At 60.0% G+C, this 19,329-nt stretch carries 18 protein-coding genes and 1 tRNA gene; 15 read left to right on the top strand and 4 right to left on the bottom strand.

What is annotated here, in order from left to right:
• The first annotated feature begins 11 nt into the window (after window positions 1-11).
• The 4 genes from CCICO_RS08660 to CCICO_RS08645 all read left to right on the top strand — a co-directional run bounded on the left by CCICO_RS08660 (window position 12) and on the right by CCICO_RS08645 (window position 4,998).
• On the top strand, window positions 12-3,062 hold the full coding sequence (locus CCICO_RS08660) for a UPF0182 family protein (protein WP_156809882.1): 3,051 nt from the start codon (window positions 12-14) through the stop codon (window positions 3,060-3,062).
• 347 nt (window positions 3,063-3,409) lie between these two features.
• Window positions 3,410-3,486, top strand: a tRNA-Met gene (locus CCICO_RS08655).
• A gap of 205 nt (window positions 3,487-3,691) precedes the next feature.
• Complete coding sequence (locus tag CCICO_RS08650; RefSeq protein WP_018020168.1) at window positions 3,692-3,907, top strand: hypothetical protein; 216 nt, start codon at window positions 3,692-3,694, stop codon at window positions 3,905-3,907.
• 545 nt (window positions 3,908-4,452) lie between these two features.
• A complete protein-coding gene (locus CCICO_RS08645) occupies window positions 4,453-4,998 on the top strand; it encodes a GNAT family N-acetyltransferase (RefSeq protein ID WP_083878326.1) in 546 nt (181 codons plus the stop codon).
• Window positions 4,999-5,073: 75 nt separating this feature from the next.
• Here CCICO_RS08645 and CCICO_RS08640 read toward each other — a convergent pair whose 3' ends face one another.
• Together CCICO_RS08640 and CCICO_RS08635 are read right to left on the bottom strand one after the other, a co-directional pair.
• Window positions 5,074-6,021, bottom strand: a complete 948-nt coding sequence (locus tag CCICO_RS08640) for a DUF1963 domain-containing protein (protein ID WP_018020170.1) — start codon at window positions 6,019-6,021, stop codon at window positions 5,074-5,076.
• A gap of 120 nt (window positions 6,022-6,141) precedes the next feature.
• On the bottom strand, window positions 6,142-6,291 hold the full coding sequence (locus tag CCICO_RS08635) for a hypothetical protein (RefSeq protein ID WP_018020171.1): 150 nt from the start codon (window positions 6,289-6,291) through the stop codon (window positions 6,142-6,144).
• Window positions 6,292-6,405: 114 nt separating this feature from the next.
• On the opposite strand from CCICO_RS08635, the gene CCICO_RS08630 reads away from it, so the two are divergent.
• From CCICO_RS08630 to CCICO_RS08600, 7 genes are all read left to right on the top strand, one after another.
• Complete coding sequence (locus CCICO_RS08630; RefSeq protein ID WP_040357821.1) at window positions 6,406-7,008, top strand: nitroreductase family protein; 603 nt, start codon at window positions 6,406-6,408, stop codon at window positions 7,006-7,008.
• A 334-nt stretch (window positions 7,009-7,342) separates the two neighbouring features.
• On the top strand, window positions 7,343-7,765 hold the full coding sequence (locus tag CCICO_RS08625) for a hypothetical protein (protein WP_301354526.1): 423 nt from the start codon (window positions 7,343-7,345) through the stop codon (window positions 7,763-7,765).
• A 739-nt stretch (window positions 7,766-8,504) separates the two neighbouring features.
• Window positions 8,505-8,738 carry a hypothetical protein gene (locus tag CCICO_RS08620; protein ID WP_018020174.1) on the top strand — a complete coding sequence of 78 codons (234 nt, stop codon included), beginning with the start codon at window positions 8,505-8,507 and terminating at the stop codon, window positions 8,736-8,738.
• Window positions 8,739-9,093: 355 nt separating this feature from the next.
• Complete coding sequence (locus tag CCICO_RS08615) at window positions 9,094-10,590, top strand: methylmalonyl-CoA carboxytransferase subunit 5S (RefSeq protein WP_018020175.1); 1,497 nt, start codon at window positions 9,094-9,096, stop codon at window positions 10,588-10,590.
• A 48-nt stretch (window positions 10,591-10,638) separates the two neighbouring features.
• The gene (locus tag CCICO_RS08610; RefSeq protein WP_018020176.1) at window positions 10,639-12,201 is read left to right on the top strand and encodes an acyl-CoA carboxylase subunit beta; all 1,563 of its coding nucleotides are present in this window, start codon (window positions 10,639-10,641) and stop codon (window positions 12,199-12,201) included.
• Window positions 12,202-12,240: 39 nt separating this feature from the next.
• Entirely contained in the window at window positions 12,241-12,501 is a 261-nt protein-coding gene (locus tag CCICO_RS08605) for a hypothetical protein (RefSeq protein ID WP_018020177.1), read from the top strand.
• Between the two features lie 26 nt (window positions 12,502-12,527).
• Window positions 12,528-12,887, top strand: a complete 360-nt coding sequence (locus tag CCICO_RS08600) for a biotin/lipoyl-containing protein (RefSeq protein WP_018020178.1) — start codon at window positions 12,528-12,530, stop codon at window positions 12,885-12,887.
• A gap of 119 nt (window positions 12,888-13,006) precedes the next feature.
• Here the strand turns inward: CCICO_RS08600 and hisN are convergent, their stop codons facing one another.
• Together hisN and CCICO_RS08590 are read right to left on the bottom strand one after the other, a co-directional pair.
• On the bottom strand, window positions 13,007-13,792 hold the full coding sequence (hisN, locus tag CCICO_RS08595; RefSeq protein ID WP_018020179.1) for a histidinol-phosphatase: 786 nt from the start codon (window positions 13,790-13,792) through the stop codon (window positions 13,007-13,009).
• A gap of 39 nt (window positions 13,793-13,831) precedes the next feature.
• Window positions 13,832-14,674, bottom strand: coding sequence for an inositol monophosphatase family protein (locus CCICO_RS08590; protein WP_018020180.1), 843 nt, complete (start codon window positions 14,672-14,674; stop codon window positions 13,832-13,834).
• A 94-nt stretch (window positions 14,675-14,768) separates the two neighbouring features.
• Here CCICO_RS08590 and prfB point away from each other — a divergent pair, with 94 nt between their 5' ends.
• The 4 genes from prfB (at window position 14,769) to CCICO_RS08570 (ending at window position 19,299) form a co-directional block, all read left to right on the top strand.
• Complete coding sequence (prfB, locus tag CCICO_RS08585) at window positions 14,769-15,875, top strand: peptide chain release factor 2 (protein ID WP_018020181.1); 1,107 nt, start codon at window positions 14,769-14,771, stop codon at window positions 15,873-15,875.
• A gap of 130 nt (window positions 15,876-16,005) precedes the next feature.
• On the top strand, window positions 16,006-16,695 hold the full coding sequence (gene ftsE / locus CCICO_RS08580; RefSeq protein ID WP_018020182.1) for a cell division ATP-binding protein FtsE: 690 nt from the start codon (window positions 16,006-16,008) through the stop codon (window positions 16,693-16,695).
• Between the two features lie 30 nt (window positions 16,696-16,725).
• Window positions 16,726-17,628 (top strand): permease-like cell division protein FtsX, encoded by a 903-nt coding sequence (gene ftsX, locus CCICO_RS08575; protein ID WP_018020183.1) that lies wholly within the window; start codon window positions 16,726-16,728, stop codon window positions 17,626-17,628.
• A gap of 657 nt (window positions 17,629-18,285) precedes the next feature.
• The gene (locus CCICO_RS08570; protein WP_018020184.1) at window positions 18,286-19,299 is read left to right on the top strand and encodes a siderophore ABC transporter substrate-binding protein; all 1,014 of its coding nucleotides are present in this window, start codon (window positions 18,286-18,288) and stop codon (window positions 19,297-19,299) included.
• Window positions 19,300-19,329 lie beyond the last annotated feature (30 nt).

Here is a 19,329-nt window from a genome sequence, read left to right as displayed (position 1 = left end):
CATCAAGGAGAATAGCGTTGTCGAATAAGCGGCCCTCGTCCGGCCCGCCCATTAAACGCCCACCGAAGGCCCTCAGCTGGACCTTAGGCATCATTATCGCTCTTGTGGTGATCGCCCCCATGGTCGTCGGCTTTTATACCGACTGGCTGTGGTTCAAAGAAGTTGATTTCACCGGTGTCTTCAGCAAAGTAGTACTCAGCCGCATCGTCCTGTTCTTTGTGGGCGCTCTCGTGGCTGGTCTGATCGCGTTTATCGCCGGATATGTCACCTATAAAAACCGTCCAGATTCCCTCGAAGCTCTCGACCCGAACAACCCCATTCACCAGTACCGCAAGGCAGTGGAGTCCTCGCTGCGGGGCGTACTGATCGGGCTGCCGGTTCTGCTCGGGCTGTTCAGCGGTTTCGCAGTCCAGCGTGAATGGCGCACCGTGCTGATGTTCTTCTCCCGCGAAAGCTTCGGTGAAACGGATCCGCAATTCGGCCACGACCTCGGCTTCTACGCCTTTGTGCTGCCAATGCTGCAGCTCATCGTGTCCTATGCGTCGGTATTTCTGGTTGTTGCCTTCTTCATCGGACTAATCGGCCACTACCTGCTCGGTGGTATTCGCGTAGGCAACCGCGCCGCTGGGGTGCGCGGGTCTATCTCCAAGGCCGCTCGGGTACAGCTGACCGTGACCGCCGGGCTGTGGATGCTGGTGAAGGTAGCGAGCTACTACCTCGAACGCTATTCACTCCTCTTTAATAAGCACGAAACCTTCACCGGTGGCGGCTACACCGACATCAACGCCATCCTTCCCGCCAAGATCCTATTGATGGTCATCGGCATTGTGGTGGCTATTGCGTTTTTCTCGGCTGTTGTGCTGAAGGATTTGCGCATCCCCGCGCTGGCGACTGGCCTGATGGTGCTGTCCGCTGTGGTCATCGGAACTGCTTATCCGCTCATTATTGAGCAATTCTCGGTGAAGCCGAACCGCGCGGAAAAGGAACGCGAATATATCGAGCGCAACATCAATTCCACGCGCTACGCCTATAACCTCACCGACGACAACGTCACCTACATGGACAACTGGGGTGCAGAAGGCGCAACCGATGAAGAGGTGGCTAATGATCGCGCCACCCTGTCCAATATCCGCCTACTTGATCCCGAGGTATTGGCCGCAACCTTCACTCAGCAGCAACAGCTGCGCAATTTCTACGGCTTTCCCGACACCCTCGCCATCGACCGCTACACCACCGATGGGGAGCTGCGTGACTATGTGGTGACCGCCCGCGAAATGGATCCCAACGCGTTGAGTGATAACCAGCGCGACTGGATCAACCGCCACACCGTGTACACCCACGGCAATGGCTTCATCGCCGCCCCCGCCAACCAAGTGGACGAGGTGGCTCGGGATGTGGGGTCCACCCGTGGTGGCTACCCCGTCTACAACGTGTCGGACCTGCAATCTCTTAAGCAGAACCGCAACGATGAGGAAGTAAAGAAGCTGGGCATCGAAGTGGACCAGCCGCGCACCTACTACGGTCCGGTGATTAGTGCGGTGCCCGCGAACGTGGATTACTCCATTGTTGGCGATACTGGGGCGGGGCCGGTGGAGTATGACACCGATACCGATCGCTTTACCTATGACGGCACCGGTGGTGTGGACGTGGGCAACATGTTCAACCGTGCCGCCTTCGCCCTGCGCTACCAGGAGCTGAACCTGCTGCTGTCCGATCGCGTGGGAAGCGACTCCAAGATCATTTTTAACCGCGACCCGCGAGAGCGCGTGAAGAAGGTGGCGCCGTGGCTGACCACCGACTCCAAGACCTACCCCGCAGTGGTGGATGGTCGCATCAAGTGGATCGTGGACGGCTACACCACTCTGGCCAACCTGCCCTACGCCGAGCGCACCTCGCTATCGAACGCCACTGAGGATGCCCGCAACCCTGAAGGCACCAACCAAGCCTTGTTCAATGAACAGGTCAGCTACATCCGTAACTCCGTCAAAGCGGTGGTGGATGCCTACGACGGTGATGTTGAGCTCTACGCCTTCGACGAGAAGGATCCGGTGCTCAAGGCGTGGAGCGATATCTTCCCCGATACGGTGAAGCCGAAGTCCGAGATCTCCCCAGAGATCATGGAGCACCTGCGCTTCCCCGAGGACCTCTTCAAGGTGCAGCGAGAGCTGATGACCCGCTATCACGTGGATGACCCTGGCGTGTTCTTCAACAACGATGCCTTCTGGTCCGTGCCCACCGATCCGACCGCGACGGAAACCCGCTCCGGTGATCAGTCCGGCGGTAACGAGGGGCGCCAGTTGGCGCAGCCGCCTTATTACGTGGTGGCCGCCGATCCTAAGACCGGTGAGCCCAGCTTCCAGATGATCACCCCGTTCCGCGGACTGAAGCGAGAATTCTTGTCCGCACACATGGCGGTGTCCTCCGATCCGGACAACTACGGCCACATCACGGTGCGCGTGCTCCCGACCAATACCCAAACCCAGGGTCCGCGTCAGGCACAGGACACCATGATCTCCTCCGACCAAATCGCCCGCGACCGCTCCTTGTGGGAGCGCACCAACAAGGTGATTGACGGCAATCTGCTCACCCTGCCCGTCGGCGGCGGCGAAATCCTGTACGTGGAACCGGTGTACACCCAGCGAAAGGACCAGGCATCCGCCTTCCCGAAGCTGCTGCGCGTGCTCATTTCCTACAACGGCAAGGTGGGCTATGCGCCGACCATCGCCGAAGCTCTCGACCAAGTGGGCATCGACCCCAAGGAAGCCGCAGATTTGGACGAGGCCGAAGGCGTCGATGGCGGCAAGGACGAGCCCAAGGATGATGCCAAGCAGGAAGGCGAGAAGAAGGACGAGGAAGCATCCGCCGAGGAGAAGAAGGAAGACTCGGACACCCCGAGCGGACCGGCCAGCGGCAGCGGCGATCAGGGCGAAGCTATTGATCGCATTAACCGCGCCCTCGAGAAGCTGCAGAATGCCCGCAATGGCTCCAACGAGGAGTATGGCCGTGCCCTCGACGAATTGGACCGCGCGGTGCGTGACTACCAGGAGAACTACCAAAACTAACCTCCTGCCCTGACACGCATTCGAAGATGCCGAGACGCCCACAACCCCGTGGAGGTGGTTGTGGGCTTTCTCGTTAACTGCACAGACCGCTCAGGGCTCCAGTAGGCGAGAGGAACGCGTGTGGACGAAACGCGTGCAGGTGAGGCCATGGTGTCTGCGTGGTCCTAGAACACTAGGGGCGCACCGCGCGCACTCTCAATCACCGGCCCAGCGGCTCGGATGGCTAAGAAACCGCAGTGCACGCGGCGATTTGGGTGCTGAGGTATTCGTCTGTATAGTAGGTACACGTCGCTGAGACAGAGCCGCTTAAGGTTCTAAAGCAGCAACAAGTGCATACATGCACCCGACGCGGGGTGGAGCAGCTCGGTAGCTCGCTGGGCTCATAACCCAGAGGTCGTAGGTTCGAATCCTGCCCCCGCTACCACTTTCCGAGAACCCTCGGCTTCCGATTGGAAGTCGGGGGTTTCTTGCTGCGCTGGTACGTTCCCGAGGGCGTGGGTTAACGATCAAAAAGGTTGGCATGCGCACACTCACGCGGGAATGACTGTTCTCTTAGGTATCAGCTGGTGGTGCACTGGGTGAGCTAGGGGAGCAAGCGCATTGGACTTTGCTCAAGGATGGGTCCAGCTGTGAACTGGAACCAAAACACGGTCGCACCGACTGCGATCCCTTCAGTGGATTCGGAGAACAGTGTGCGTATGAAGCTGGATTCCGGTGCGGCACTGGGGGAAGTCGGATGCACAGACGATCAGCTCGATGAGTTGCTAACGGAATACCTCAGTCGCTCGGGGCAGGCAGTAGATACCTACATCGCAATGATGGCTGCGGACGGTGGTGAGAACTAGTCACGCCTCAGTGTGTTCTGGAGTTCTCGGTAGGGCCAGTGAGGTTCTATACGATGCCCGCACACATGTGGCGAGCGTGCTGAGAACTGAACACGTGGCGAGCATTGTGTGGTGCGGGGCGGGATGTGTAGGTGGAGCCTCGGCGAGGGTTGAGCGTCTGCGGCGTGCATCTCTACGCCAATCTGGCAGGCCATCCCCCACCCGCACTTGAATGTCCGGTGGGGGTCTTGCTGTAGTGACACATCCACGGTCCTGTGGCGCGTGAACCCGGGAGCCGGCGCACGCCTGTTGTCACAACGCTAGTCGTGCCTAGATGGTGCCCGTGGACCCGATAGACGAGGGTTGATGACAATGCTGCTCGCAGTCTGGAGGCATCCCGAGCAAAGCACCCTAAGTGCCGTATGGGGGTGGAGGCCGCTAAGAGATAGGGAGGCAAAGGGGACGCCGCTATCTTTCCGGTGCGCCTGTGTGAGCGGTTTAGCACGTGACACGAAGCGGCCCACCGCGCGCCGATCCCACACCACCTTTCTCTAGTATTGTCCAGTATGGATGATATGACGTGGCCGTATAAGTGGAAGGAACTGACAGGCACCAAGGTGAAGCTGCGTGGCTACAGCACAAGCGATATCGAGGACATGCTGGTGACCGGTAACGACCCCGATACTCAACGCTTCACCACCGTGCCGCACCCATACGGGCGGCAACAGGCGGAGAGTTTCGTGGACATGACGCAGCACGATGATTCCGGCATGTACTGGGTGATCACTGACGCTGGCGACACCACTGCTCGCTACATGGGGCAGATCGACCTGCGCAACGTAGAACAGGGCCTGTATCTATCCTTCGGTTATCTGACCGCTCCGTGGGCCCGCGGCAAAGGGCTGATGACCGACGCAGTGCGCACCGTGAGCCAATTCGCCTTCGACCACGGTGCACTACGCCTAGAGATTCGAGCAATCGCCGATAATGGAGCTTCTCGGCGCGTCGCAGAGAAGACTGGATTCACCTTCGAAGGAGTGCTGCGTCGAGCCCTGTTTGACCGAGATCGGTTCAGGGATTGTGCCGTGTATTCGCTGCTAGCTGGGGAATAAGGCAGACCCAAGTAGTGAGTAGTGGCTCGTTAAATTCAGACTCGTCTCTCACAACCGATTCGGCTTGGATCTGAGTTAAGTCTGCTGAAACTCGACCCTCGCTTCGGAGAAGTCGCGGCGTCTAAGGGCATCGTGAGGGATAAGGAAGTAAGCAGTTCCCTCTGAGTATTCCCCAAGGAGATCGGGCAGCGATACCTGGAACAGCTGCTGCCACGCCGCGGGGTTCGTGTCATCAACATAGCCGCGAGGATCCGACTGCTCGCAGATGGGGCCCCCACCGATCATCGTGGTAGTCCACTCTCTGCCGGGCACTAATTCTTCTGCATTCCAGTAAAACTCATTCAATGCTTCTGACTGTTGCTCCGGATCGGCCAGTCCTGCTGGGGGATTGGTTGCACAATGCTCGAGGTAGTCGTGAAGCTCGGGTGAGTCCTCGCCTAGGGTTGACCAGCCCAGAATGAGTGTGCAAGGTTTTTCTGGGCACCAAAAGGAGTCCCACTGCTGATCGTGGAAAACATCGCCGTCGGAGGTATCCTCCTGCAACGCGGCGGGCACAGCCAGTCGCTGGGTTTCTTCCGCCGGTGTAGTATCCCAGATCACCCGGCAGAAGCGGCGCTGTGGATCTCCCTCCGCCTCATCAATGGCATCAGCGGTGGCCTTTTCGGGGCAAGCAAAGAATAAGAGTCTGCCGGTGTCAGGCACATCGAGCTCAGCTGCGCGGCGGTCTGCCGTGACTCGGGCGAGCTCAGCGAGGTCGATCTGTGCGAAAAACGCTAGCTGCGCAGGTGCATCCTCGGCTGAGAGCGGATCTGGGACGGGCCACGTCGCGCCGGGCGCCATGTCAGGACTACCGCCCAGTTTGGTCGAGCCGGTAGGACACTCTGAGTGTTCGCCGCTGTGCACGCCCACGACGGGAATGAGCTGCTCAGCCAAAAGCTGATTTAGACCTTCGTGCAGGTGCTGTGGGTAATTCTGGCTGAAAGCCGCTATGGCTTTGAGAGCTTCATCACGTGAGTGGAACACAGCCTGAGTGTAGATGAAGTCTGAGGGGTGCGGTGTCCGATTTTCTCCCAGCTGGGGTTCTCGCTGGGAAAGCGTGGACGTGCAGAGCGGGTACGAGACGTGCTAGGGGTGTGTGCGTGTTCAGCGATGATGTGGACCGAGTAGTTGGCCCGCGACGAGGTCGGTGAGCGCGGCGAGGAAGCCGCCATTTTGCGCAGCGGAGACAGGCTCACCGGCGATGGAGACATCCAGGAATGCGTCAGTAAGCGGGGAGAGGGGCACAAGAAGCACAGGTAGTCTCCTTAGACCGGCGAACCAGACGGTCTAGCTCAGCAGCGCAGCGAGCAGCCCGCCCTACAGGGCGGGAGTGCGGAATAACAGCCCCCATTCACTGTTGTAGTGGGCATGGGTAATACGTCTTCTCTTGTTCATTCTCTTATTGCGCAGCGTCGTACGGTGCGCACGTACGCGGATACTCCGATTCCAGATGCAGTGCTGGACAGAGTGGTCTCCTCAGCTTTGGAGGCCCCTAGTGCCTTCAACCTGCAGCTGCGCGATGTTGTGGTGGTGACTGACCCGGCGCTTCGGCAGGCGCTAACTGACTCTTCCGGGCAACCGCAGTTCGCTGCCGCCCCAGCAGTCCTAGTGTTTGTGGGGCGTAGTGAGTTGTGGCCGGAGGATGCCGAGGAGATTCTTGGGGCAAAGGCCGACTATGTGCGCAACTATAAGCAGCAACAAACCGAGCAACAGCGTGTCAAGGCAGCGATTATCGACGCCACGCTCGCGGCCGGCACCGCACTGATTGCGGCTCAAGCCGAAGGCTTGGTCACTAACCCGACTACGGGATGGGATGAACACGCTATCAAGGACATCATCGGCCTTGGAGATCGGAAGGATCGCAGTGTGGCCGTGATCGTGGCCATGGGCTATCCCGACCCAGCGGCACCGGTGCCCGCACATCCTGGTCGACAAGCGGACCGACGAGTTTCTAATAGTTACGCGAAGTAGCGGTGGCAGGCTGTCGCTAGCGGTGGCTAGCCAAGGGGTTGTGCGGTGCTGCGATTGTGCTCACAGTAGTGGCAGGGATGGTGGTGCTGGGGTTGTCGCTCTGTGGGCGTGCGCCATGCTGTTGTGCCAGTGTGTGGGGGAAAATTCACATGCTCATAGCGCGGTCGGAGTGGATGGGTGGGATAGCATAGACACCTAACTAAGTATATGTGAGCCTAACCTAATTTATAGTGAGGTCTGACATTCTCCCTCGATGAAAGGACCTCGCATGGTCACAACGACGCACAGGCAGATAGTGAGCCTGTTCTTCGGTTTCATACTCCTCCTATCGGGCATGGCCGTACCGGCAGCCCATGCTGACTCGACACCCATGGTGACGGTCAGCACCGCAGCCCGGGAGGGTGGTGAGGTGACGATCGGCGGCTCGGGATTTGCTACGAGTGGCCCCGGAATCTACGTCGCGATCGCGCCCTCCACCGTGCCGGGATTCTATGGGCACTCCGACAGCTTCGTCGGCGCCGATCCTAACAAGGACTTTATGGAAGCCGGCTCCACTTGGTGGGTGTATCCCGCGGCCATGGCCTCCATGGCAAGCAGTATGCCCAGCACGGCTCCCATGGGGGAGGATGGCTCCTTCCGTGTACAACTCAGCGTCCCCGCGTATGACGGTGATACCGAGTACGTGGTACTCACAACCAAGGGACACGGCCAAGGGCGTAGCGATACCTCTCAAGACACCCGCACCCCAGTGTGCTGATCAAGCCTTTCCGCCGCCTCTAGCGCTCGCCGTTGTCTTACGCCGCCCATGCTTGTGTATGGGCGGTGTTTCTTTGTAGGCGCTTATAGACGCCTCCTCGTTGCCAACATCCACGCCAGTTTCTCAGCGCACGCTTAGGCGCTTTATCCTCAGCCCCCACTCGGACAGCGGGGAGGTGGCAGGTGTCCGGCGTGGGTGAGCGGCAGAAAAATAATCACCTGTGTGGCTAACGCTGCTGCTGAGGTAACCCTTTGTTTTCTGGATGCGTCTTAGGGGCGCGATTGTGAGGGGCGAAAACTATTGGTCTACAGGGAAAAATCTGCAGTGTATGGCGCTGAAACAGCGCTTCCTGCGAACAATTAGGTGGAGGAATCGATAAAGAAAGCGGCGGCGTAAGCAAGAGGGAAAGGGTGGGAATAGACGATAGGTGGTGTCAATCGGATGGTGCGCCGAGGGATATGGGGGTGGATGGAGGGGGTGGCCTAGGAGGGGGTGGGATGTGGCCCTCGAGGGCTCCTGCGGGCCGGGTGGGTGTGTGCTGTGACACCGAAAATCAGTGGTTTAGCTGGGCTATTGGAAATGTTTCCTGAGGAAAGTCTGAATCCAGCCTGAAGATAACCGAGGTGAACTGGTGGTTAACGCAGGGAAAGTTATTGCAATCATTTTGGCAGTCTCTTAGTGTTTGTTGTGCACGTAAACAGCAGTCACTCGGTGGCTACAGACCAAGAGGAGTCAGTGTATGTCTTTCGTTCTTCAGATCCAGGAAATCGTTGAGGGCCCGATCAAGGACCTGTACGTCGAGGCCGGTAGCTCCCTGCCTACCTTCGCTCCGAACTTTGTTCCTGAGCAGCTTGACTTCTCCGGCGCTCAGTTCTCCACCGAGTGGGGTTCTGACGGCCAGCAGTTCTCCACCGACTGGGGTTCTGACGATCTCATCAGCTTCGGCGACTTCACCTTCCCCGGTGCTGAGTAAAGCCTTCTAGGTTTCACTTCTCCCCGATCTGTGCAGGTGCGCGGGTCGGGGTTTTGTGTGCCTGGAGGGAGCTGCGCCACCCCCATAAGTTACGGAGCCGTAACATGAACGCCGTTCAAAGGTGGGACATTGCTCACACATAGACGGGCATCTGTGTGCGGGCTCATGTATTTAAAGACATGGGACGAATGTCCGGTTTTGTGGGGTTCATTTGTTTTCGCTCACAACTGGGGTGGGGGTAGGGGGATTGCAGGCACTCTCCCACATTTCTATGTGGGTTTCCTGCGCCATCGTGTCCGTTCACTCATGGCAATTGATCTGCGTTAGGGCGGAAATCCCACTAGGGTGAAGCAGTATGAGCCCACAAAAAATTGGCGTAACCGAAGTCGCTTTCCGCGACGCGCACCAGAGCTTGTTTGCAACTCGTCTGGCCATGGAAGACATGGTTGATGTCTGCGAAGAGATGGACCAGGCCGGCTTCTGGAGCGTGGAGTGCTGGGGCGGCGCAACCTATGACGCCTGCATTCGATTCCTGAACGAAGACCCCTGGGAGCGGCTGCGCACCTTCCGCAAGTTGCTGCCGAACTCGCGCCTGCAGATGCTGCTGCGCGGCCAGAACCTCCTCGGCTACCGCCACTACGAGGACACCGTGGTGGATAAGTTCGTGGAGAAGTCTGCCGAAAATGGCATGGATGTCTTCCGCGTGTTCGACGCGTTGAACGATCCGCGCAACCTCGAGCACGCCATGAAGGCGGTCAAGAACGTGGGTAAGCACGCCCAGGGCACCATCTGCTATACCGTCTCCCCGCTGCATGACGTGGAAGGCTACATCAAGCAGGCGGGTCGCCTGTTGGACATGGGTGCAGATTCGATCGCGTTGAAGGATATGGCTGCACTGCTCAAGCCGCAGCCGGCCTATGACATCATCCGCGGCATTAAGGAGACCTACGGCGAAGACACGCAGATCAACGTGCACTGCCACTCCACCACTGGTGTCACCATGGTGACCCTGATGAAGGCCATCGAGGCCGGGGCCGATGTGGTCGACACCGCCATTTCCTCGATGTCTCTCGGCCCGGGTCACAACCCGACGGAGTCTCTCGTGGAAATGCTTGAGGGCACGAACTACGAGACTGATCTGGACATGGACAAGCTCATCGCCATCCGTGACCACTTCAAGAAGGTCCGCCCGAAGTACAAGGAGTTCGAGTCCAAGACTCTGGTGGACACCAACATCTTCCTCTCGCAGATTCCCGGCGGCATGCTCTCGAACATGGAGTCTCAGCTCACCGCCCAGGGTGCGGGCGACCGCATCGACGAGGTGATGGAGGAGGTGCCGCGCGTACGTAAGGATGCCGGCTTCCCGCCGTTGGTTACCCCGTCTTCTCAGATCGTCGGCACCCAGGCCGTGTTCAACGTGCTCATGGGGCGCTACAAGGTGCTTACCGCGGAGTTCGCTGATCTCATGCTCGGCTACTACGGCGAGTGCATCGGCGAGCGTAACCCCGAGTTGATCAAGCAGGCTGAGGAGCAGACCAAGAAGGAACCCATCACCTGCCGCCCAGCCGATCTGCTCGAGCCGGAGTGGGATCAGCTCACCGCCGCCGCCGAGGAGCTCGACGGCTTCAACGGCACCGATGAGGACGTGTTGACCAACGCGCTATTCCCGTCTGTGGCGCCCGGCTTCTTTAAGACCCGCCACGAGGGCCCGAAGAATGTGGGCAAGACCGAGGAACAGATGAAGAAGGAAGCAGAGGCTGCGTCCGGTGCCGCCAATGCGGTGCGCGAGCCCATCAGCTACCGAGTCACCGTCGGTGGCCGCAGCGAGACCGTCAAGGTGGAGCCCGCTTAATCAGCGCGGGCCACGTAGACACGTACGAGAAGAGGAAAGCAGTAAACAATGGCTGATACTCACGAGCCAACAATGCAAGAACGCCTCGACCACCTTGCCGAGGAACGCGAGCGCGTATCCCTGGGTGGAGGAGCGGACCGTCTAGAAAAGCAGCACGAGCGCGGCAAGCTTACCGCCCGCGAGCGCATCGAGAAGCTGCTGGATCCGGGCACCTTCCAAGAAACTGGCATGTTTGCCAAGCACCGCACCACCCACTTCGGGATGGATAAGGCCAACGCCCCGGCAGATGGTGTGGTCACCGGCACCGGTGTGGTCTTCGACCGCTTGGTACACGTCGCCTCCCAGGACTTCACCGTCATGGGCGGCTCCGCCGGTGAGACCCAGTCCAATAAGGTGGCGCAAACCATGCGCGAGGCCGGCGTGACCGGTACTCCCTTCGTGTTCATCAACGACTCGGGCGGAGCCCGCGTGCAAGAGGGTATCGATTCCCTTTCCGGCTACGGCAAGGTGTTTTACGAAAACGTCACCCTGTCGGGTTTGGTGCCGCAGGTGTCCATCATCGCTGGCCCCTGCGCTGGTGGTGCCGCCTACTCGCCGGCGCTCACGGACTTCATCATCCAGACCCGCAAGGCCAATATGTTCATCACCGGCCCTGGCGTGATCAAGTCGGTCACCGGCGAAGATGTCACCGCCGAGCAGCTCGGTGGCCCCGATGCTCACATGGCTAAGGCCGGCAATATTCACTTTGTGGCCGACGATGATGACCAAGCCATCCTGATTGCCCAGAAACTGCTCAGCTTCCTGCCACAGAACAACACCGAAGAGCCGCCGGTGGTTGATCCCGATCCCGTGGTGGAGCCGGACGAGTCGCTGCGCGACATCGTGCCTGTGGAGGGCAAGAAGGGCTACGACGTGCGCGAGGTAATCGCCCGCATCGTGGACCACGGTGACTTCCTCGAGGTCCAAGAGGGCTTCGCTCGCAACATGGTGGTCGGTTTCGGCCGCATGGTGGGCCGCACCGTTGGTATCATCGCCAACCAGCCCAATGTGGTCTCTGGTGTGCTGGATATCAACTCCTCCGACAAGGGCTCGAGCTTCATCCGCTTCTGTAACGCCTTCAACATCCCGTTGGTCACCCTCGTGGACGTTCCAGGCTTCATGCCCGGTGTGGCGCAGGAGCATGGCGGTATTATCCGCCACGGAGCGAAGATGCTCTACGCCTACTCCTCGGCATCGGTGCCGAAGGTGACGGTGGTGCTGCGTAAGTCCTACGGCGGCGCCCACCTGGCGATGTGCTCGAAGGATCTGGGTGCCGATCGCGTCTTCGCATGGCCCACCGCAGAGATTGCCGTCATGGGTGCCGAGGGGGCGGTGAACGTGGTCTTCCGCAAGGAGATCGCCAACGCCGAAGATCCCGAGGCCAAGCGTGAGGAGATGGTGGCCGAGTACAAGCGCACCTTCTCCACCCCGTACATGGCCGCCTCCCGTGGACTGGTGGATGACATCATCGACCCGGCCGATACCCGCGCGGTGATCGCCAACGCCCTCGAGATGCTCCGCAACAAGCGTGTTACCCGCCCGTTCAAGAAGCACGGCCTGGGCCCGGCCTAAGGCCAGCGGCGCGAACGAAGCGAGGGAGAAGGTCTAAGTATGAAACCGAAAAGCAACGAGGAGCTCTACCAGCTCATCCAGAAGCTCAACACCCGAGTTGGCGCGCTGGAGGACGAGGTCAAAGAGCTCAGGGCCCGTTCCGACCAGGACATCCCCGAGGATGTGCTCTTTGCCATTAGCGCCGCAGTGTCGGCCTACTTGGGCAACAAGGGCAAGGTCAAGGCAGTGCGTTTCCAGCGTCACCGCACCTGGGCACACCAAGGCCGCCAGGTCATCCAAACCCGTTCCGCTCACCTGTAGATCAAGTTGTTAAAGGTATAAGCATCATGAAACTGAAAGTTACCGTCAACGGCATCGCCTACAGCGTGGACGTTGAGGTTGAAGAAGACAAGCGCACCCTAGGCCCGATCGTGTTCGGCGGCAGCTCGTCGCCGTCCGCCGAGCCGGCTACCGCCTCCGTGCAGGGAGTCTCCGCTAATGCCGTCGTGGCGCCGCTGTCCGGCTCGGTCAGCAAGGTGCTCGTCAGCGAGGGCGAGGAGATCTCCGCCGGTCAGGTGCTCGTGGTTCTCGAGGCCATGAAGATGGAAACCGAGGTGACCGCTCCCGCCGACGGCACCGTGGCGGCCATCAACGTAGATGCCGGCGACGCCGTCCAAGGCGGCCAGTCGCTGATCGAGCTGGCCTAGCGCCGCAGAGCCCGCTGCGCCGCAGCGGCGCGTGAGACACCAACGCTCCCACCCGCCCTCCAAGAATCAGAAGGAGGTGGGTGGGAGCGTTGAACTGTCTGGCGGATCCTTAGTGCGGTTTAGCGGGCAAAGCGGCCGAGGAGCTCCTCGTGGAGGAGGCCATTGGTGGCTAGGGCGCTGCCGCCGTGAGGGCCGTCCTCGCCATCGACGGAGCTAAAACGCCCGCCGGCCTCGGTGACGAGAACACTGAGCGCGGCCAGATCCCAGAGGGAAACCTCAGGCTCGAGGGCGATATCCACCGCCCCTTCTGCTAGGAGGGCATAAGAGAAGAAGTCCCCATAGCCGCGCAGCCGCCAAGTGTCCTCGCTCAGGCGCACAAACTCCTCGAGTTGGCCCCGCTCCTGCCAGCCGGCAAGGGAGGAAAAGGACACCGATGCATCCGCCAGATTCGAGACCCGCGAAACCTCGATGCGCCGCGGTGAAGCGCCCTGGAATTGGGTCCATGCTCCCTGCCCAGAGCTAGCCCACCAGCGACGGCTCAGAGCTGGGGCCGAGACCACTCCGACCACGGGGGTGCCGTCGACAAGCAAAGAAATAAGGGTGCACCACACGGGTACGCCGCGGACAAAATTCTTGGTGCCATCGATGGGGTCGATCACCCACTGGCGGCCAGCAACCTCGTAGTCGCCACCGAACTCCTCGCCCAGGATGCTGTCTTGGGGGCGATCGGTGCTAAGACGCTCGCGCAAGGCCTGCTCGCAGGCAGTGTCTGCATCGGAGACCGGAGTGAGATCAGGCTTAGACTCCACCTTAAGGTCGGCGGCGTGGAAACGATCGGTGGTGATGCCATCGGCAATGTCCGCAAGCTCGAGAGCAAGGGCGAGATCCTCGGCATAAGTTGGCACTACTGACTCCTTAGTAGATGAATGAAGGTTCTGGGGGCGTTAAGCCTGCAATGCGGCGCGGATCTGCTTCACAGCTTGGGAGTTACCAGCGATGGACCAGAGCACACCGCCTGCCTCCACTTGGGCGGTGGCGCCGCCGATGCCCTCCACGAGGGCACGGCCGGGAAGCCAATCCCAGCAGGGCACAGAGTGCTGCATCCACGCCCCCATCGTGCCATCGGCGACACTTGCCAGATCCACGCTGCCGGCGCCCCACATGCGGATCGTAGACGGCAGTTGTGCCACCGCCTGCCACGCGCCGGCCACCTCGGCATTGCCCACATAGGTGGGGTGGAGATAGGTGGCCAGGGGAATCGAGGCAATATCAGCATCGCTGAGTTCAGTCAGTGGCTTGCCATCGCGGGTGGTGGGGATCTCTGGGCCGCCAAACCAGGTGTAGCCCATGTCGGGACGGTGCACTGCCCCAAAGTGCACGCGCTCGGGATTCTCGGGGTCGCCGCTGACCAATGCCAGAGCCGAGCACCAATAATCCGAGCCGCGGGAGAAATTAAAGGTGCCGTCGATGGGATCGATCACCCAATAGCGGCCGGAGCTGGATTCCCGGGAGCTGCCCTCCTCGCCGCGCACCCCATCCTCGGGGCGAAGTGCCTTGAGCGCATCGGAGACGAAGCTTTCGGCGGCGCGGTCGGCCTCGGTGACCACATCTGAGACGCTGGTCTTGCGTTCGGTGGTGATACCCACCTCCCGCATCCGCCAAGCCAGGCGGCTGGCGTTGTACACCAGCGCCTGGGCTAACTGCTCATCAGAGCGGTCCTGTTGGGCCACAACGAAGGTATTAGTGACAGACGAGATCATCTCAGCTAAAGAACTCATGTCCACCATTGTGCCTTGTCTGCTGCCTGTGGGTGAGTACAGTGCCGCTTGGTGGGGGAGAGCACGCTCAGGGTGCCCGCCCAATATGCAAGAATGAACAACTATGCGCCCCGAGATTCAGCACCAGCATGCGAGCCTTGATTCCACCCTGAGCACCATCGAGAAGGTGCTCGACCCGGTGGGGTTGAGCGATGCCGTGCGCGAGCTGGAAATGAAGGCCGCCGATCCTTCGCTCTGGGACGATCCTGATCACGCCCAGGCTGTCACCACCGAGCTGTCGAATAAGCAGGCCCAGCTGAAAAAGCTCACCCAGTTGCGGCAGCGTGTCGACGATTTGCCGGTGATGTACGAGCTCGCCGAGGAAGAAGGCGAACCCGATGATCTAGCCAACGAGGAGCTGGAGTCGCTGCAGAAGGAGATCGAATCACTCGAAGTGACCACGATGCTGTCGGGCGAGTACGACTCCCGCGAGGCCGTGATTAATATTCGCTCCGGTGCGGGCGGGGTGGATGCCGCCGACTGGGCAGAGATGCTCATGCGGATGTATACCCGCTGGGCCGACAAGAAGGGGCACAAGGTGGATGTCTATGACATCTCCTATGCCGAAGAAGCCGGTATTAAATCTGCCACCTTCGTCGTGCACGGCGAATACATGTACGGCACCCTGTCGGTGGAGCAGGGGGCACACCGCTTGGTGCGCCTTTCGCCCTTCGATAACCAGGGGCGGCGCCAAACCTCCTTCGCCGAGGTGGAAGTTCTGCCCGTGGTGGAAAAGACCGACCACATTGATGTGCCCGATTCCGAGATTCGCGTCGACGTGTTTCGTTCCTCAGGCCCTGGCGGGCAGAGCGTGAACACCACCGACTCTGCGGTGCGGCTGACGCACCTTCCCACCGGAATCGTGGTGAGCTGCCAAAATGAAAAATCGCAGCACCAAAACAAAGCTTCGGCCATGCGGGTGCTGCAGGCCAAGCTGCTCGAGCGCAAGCGTCAAGAAGAGCGCAGCGAGATGGAAGCCCTCGGCGCTGGTGGCAATGCCTCGTGGGGCAACCAGATGCGATCCTATGTGCTGCACCCCTACCAAATGGTGAAGGATCTGCGGATGAACTTCGAAGTCAATGATCCCTCCAAGGTTCTCGATGGGGATATCGACGATCTGCTTGAGGCTGGCATTCGCTGGCGAGTCGGGCGCGACACCGAAGAGGATTAAAGCCTCGGGCGAGGCGTGGAATTGACGCAGGTGAGCGTCGATAAGCTCGTGCTCGTGACGAAGCCGCAGACTTTAACACCAGCCAACAGCAGAGTTTTCAATGTGACTGTTGGGAACTAGGGTGGTTCATGTGATCACGTTTGATGGTGTAACTAAGACATACAAGACCTCCACGCGCCCAGCGTTGGACAATATCAACCTCGAGATTGAAAAAGGCGAATTTGTCTTCCTGATCGGACAGTCAGGATCGGGCAAGTCCACCTTCCTGCAGCTGCTCGTGCGCGAAGAGGACGTGACGAGTGGCGATATATACTTCGACGACTTCCACGTCAACGCCCTGCGCGGGAAGAAGATTAACGAGCTGCGGCGCAAAATCGGCTTTGTCTTCCAAGACTTCAAGCTGCTGCCGAAGAAGAATGTCTATGACAACGTAGCCTTCGCGCTCGAAGTGATCGGCAAGGACCGAAAGACCATCGAGAAACTCGTGCCCGAAACCCTCGAAATGGTTGGTCTTGAGGCCAAGGCCAACCGCATGCCCAACGAGCTTTCCGGTGGTGAGCAGCAGCGCGTCGCCATCGCGCGCGCCTTTGTGAACCGGCCGCTGTTGCTGCTGGCCGACGAGCCCACCGGCAACCTTGACCCGCACACCTCCTCGGACATTATGGTGCTGCTCAACCGCATCAACAAGACCGGTACCACCGTGGTGATGTCTACCCACAATGCCGGCGCGGTGGATGCCATGCGCCGTCGCGTGATCGAGTTAGACCTAGGCAAGCTCGTCCGTGACGACGTCCGCGGCGTCTACGGCGAAGGCAACTAGTAGCAGCGGGATACAAAAGGAGACAACATCATGAGGCTTGGAATCGTGCTGCGCGAAGCCCTGCAAGGCTTAGGCCGCAACATCACCATGACCATCGCGCTCGTCATCACCACCGCGATCTCGCTGGCGCTGCTCGCCACCGGCATTCTGGTGACCAACATGACCGAACGCACCAAGGACATCTACCTCGACCGAGTGGAAACCATCGTGCAATTCGACGATGACATCTCGGCCAACGACCCCACCTGTGAGAGCGACGCCTGCAAGGAGGTTCGTGAAGCGCTCGACGGGGCCGAGGGCGTGGAATCAGTTACTTTCCGCTCCCGCTCTGATAGCTACCAGCGCTTCGTGGAGCTGTTTAAAGACACCGACCCTCAACTGGTGGAATCCACCAGCGAGGACGCGCTGCCGGCTGCGCTGCATGTGCAGTTGACCGATCCGCTCGACGACTCGCCGCTGGATCCCATCCGTGACAAAGATCAGGTCATCGCCATTATCGACCAAAACGATGATGTGCGCGCCGCCACGGACAACCTCGACTCGATTAGAAACGCCACCTTCCTCATCGCCGCCGTGCAGGCCGTGGCAGCAGTGTTCCTCATTGCCAACATGGTGCAATTGGCCGCCTACCACCGGCGTGAGGAAACCAAGATCATGCGCATCGTCGGAGCCTCGCGCTGGTACACCCAAGCGCCGTTCATCATGGAGGCTGTCTTTGCGGCGTTCATCGGCTCTGTGCTCGCCGTTGCTGGGCTGTTCGCCGGCAAGAAACTCGTGGTGGACCAGGCACTGTCCGACCTCTACTCCTCGCACATTATTGCGCCCGTGCTCGACCAGCACGTGTGGGTGCTCGCGCCCGTGATCGCGCTCATCGGCGTGGGCTTTGCAGCCATCACCGCCGATGTCACCCTGCGGCTCTACGTGAGGAAATAAACCGCGCGGCGGAGTGCTCGCTGGCGAAGCTCCTCAAGTGCGGCATGGCGCCGCGCGCAGGGGGTCTGCGGCGGAGTGCTCGCAGTTGTGTCCCGCGCGCTGGGGGTCGGTAGAAAATCGCCGCCTCGCAGCTCGATCTAGCGCCCACCTCGGCCACTAGGCCGGTCCTTGTTTAATAATTGGGGATCGTGCCATGGGCCTAGGTGGGCGTTGTGCTGTGTAAGGGGCGAAGGCGGGAGGTGCGAGTTCGAGCGTTATGCATCCACCGAGGGCCGGATCCTGCGGATCATGTCTGCCGCGGGTTGGATCCTGCGGGCGACGTTTGCTGGGAGGGATCCTTGGGGGCGAGAGGGGGGCGAGGCCGACTCCTACCCGTGTGGGGGTAGCGCACACGCACTAGGTGAGAGGTTGTTTTGGCAGCTAAGGCATAGCTTACTGAGCAAACGCTAAGCAAACCCTAGGATTGGGGTGGGGTTTACGTTACCCTTGCCTTAGGTCGAAGCGTGTTTGCCGATGGGCGTGTGTCGATGGGCGGCAGGGCTTCGACATTTCGCTGTCACGTCGGGTGAGACTCGCCCGCACCGACTGGGTGTTGCCCCAGCCGTGGTTAGCTACCGCGTGCCACCGGCCGCCCTTGATGAAAGGACGACTGACCTCATGAAGAAGCAGATTCGCTTCGCTGCCCTCAGCGCCATTGCCGCGCTGACCTTCGCCGGCTGTGCCACAGGGGAGGGGAGCGGTTCTTCCTCCTCTTCCTCCGCGGCGGAAAGCTCCGCCACCGCCGAGGGGGTGAGCACCGTCAGTGTCACCGATCAATACGGTGAGCACGAAGTGCCGGTAGATCTCCAGCGGGTAGTGGCCACGGACAACCGGATCTTCGAGACTCTGCAGGACTGGGAGGTGCCGCTTGTGGCAGCTCCGCAGAAGATCATCCCCACCACCATCAGCTACCGCGATGATGATTCGATCGTGAACTTGGGCAACCACCGTGAACCTGATCTTGAGGCCATCGTGGCCGCAGAACCGGATCTCGTGCTCAATGGTCAGCGTTTCCGCAGCCATTACGAGGAGATCACCAAGCTTGTGCCCGATGCCACGGTGCTGGACTACGAGATCGAGGAGGGGGAGAAGCTGGACGAGGAGCTCAAGCATCAAATCACGGACCTGGGCAAGATTTTCCAGCGTGAGGATGATGCGAAGAAGCTCAACGAGAACTTCGACGCCTCTATCGCGGCTGCAAAAGATGCCTACGACCCTGATCTCAGTGTGATGGCCGTGATCGTTTCCGGCGGTGAGATCGGTTATGTGGCACCGAGCGTCGGTCGTACCTTGGGCCCGGTTTTTGATCTTTTGGATCTCACCCCGGCCCTCGAGGTGGAAAACGTCTCGGACGATCATCAGGGCGATGACATCTCGGTGGAGGCGATCGCTGCGGCCAACCCCGATATCTTGCTCGTGATGGACCGCGACGCCGCGATCAAGGCCGATGACCCGGAGTACACCCCGGCCCTCGAGGTTCTCACTAACTCCGAGGCGCTGAAGGATGTCGCAGCCATCAAGAATGACGCCATCGTGGTGATGGACAATGACACCTACACCAACGAAGGCATCCAAACCTACACCGATTTCTTCTCCACTCTTGCCGAGAAATTCTCGGCACTGAAGAAATAGCATTCCCCTCACACCCGCACTGTCGCTTTT

This window comes from Corynebacterium ciconiae DSM 44920 (assembly GCF_030440575.1).
Lineage (GTDB): Bacteria > Actinomycetota > Actinomycetes > Mycobacteriales > Mycobacteriaceae > Corynebacterium > Corynebacterium ciconiae.
This window is presented reverse-complemented; position numbering and strand designations above follow the sequence as displayed.

Excerpts from the sequence above, each read along its gene's own strand:
- CCICO_RS08600 (WP_018020178.1), top strand. The coding sequence starts at position 12,528 with ATGAAACTGAAAGTTACCGTCAACGGCATCGCCTACAGCGTGGACGTT.
- CCICO_RS08645 (WP_083878326.1), top strand. The coding sequence starts at position 4,453 with ATGGATGATATGACGTGGCCGTATAAGTGGAAGGAACTGACAGGCACC.
- CCICO_RS08570 (WP_018020184.1), top strand. The coding sequence starts at position 18,286 with ATGAAGAAGCAGATTCGCTTCGCTGCCCTCAGCGCCATTGCCGCGCTG.
- CCICO_RS08610 (WP_018020176.1), top strand. The coding sequence starts at position 10,639 with ATGGCTGATACTCACGAGCCAACAATGCAAGAACGCCTCGACCACCTT.
- CCICO_RS08615 (WP_018020175.1), top strand. The coding sequence starts at position 9,094 with ATGAGCCCACAAAAAATTGGCGTAACCGAAGTCGCTTTCCGCGACGCG.
- CCICO_RS08630 (WP_040357821.1), top strand. The coding sequence starts at position 6,406 with ATGGGTAATACGTCTTCTCTTGTTCATTCTCTTATTGCGCAGCGTCGT.
- prfB (WP_018020181.1), top strand. The coding sequence starts at position 14,769 with ATGCGCCCCGAGATTCAGCACCAGCATGCGAGCCTTGATTCCACCCTG.
- ftsX (WP_018020183.1), top strand. The coding sequence starts at position 16,726 with ATGAGGCTTGGAATCGTGCTGCGCGAAGCCCTGCAAGGCTTAGGCCGC.
- CCICO_RS08620 (WP_018020174.1), top strand. The coding sequence starts at position 8,505 with ATGTCTTTCGTTCTTCAGATCCAGGAAATCGTTGAGGGCCCGATCAAG.
- CCICO_RS08625 (WP_301354526.1), top strand. The coding sequence starts at position 7,343 with ATGGCCGTACCGGCAGCCCATGCTGACTCGACACCCATGGTGACGGTC.
- CCICO_RS08605 (WP_018020177.1), top strand. The coding sequence starts at position 12,241 with ATGAAACCGAAAAGCAACGAGGAGCTCTACCAGCTCATCCAGAAGCTC.
- CCICO_RS08590 (WP_018020180.1), bottom strand. The coding sequence starts at position 14,674 with ATGGTGGACATGAGTTCTTTAGCTGAGATGATCTCGTCTGTCACTAAT.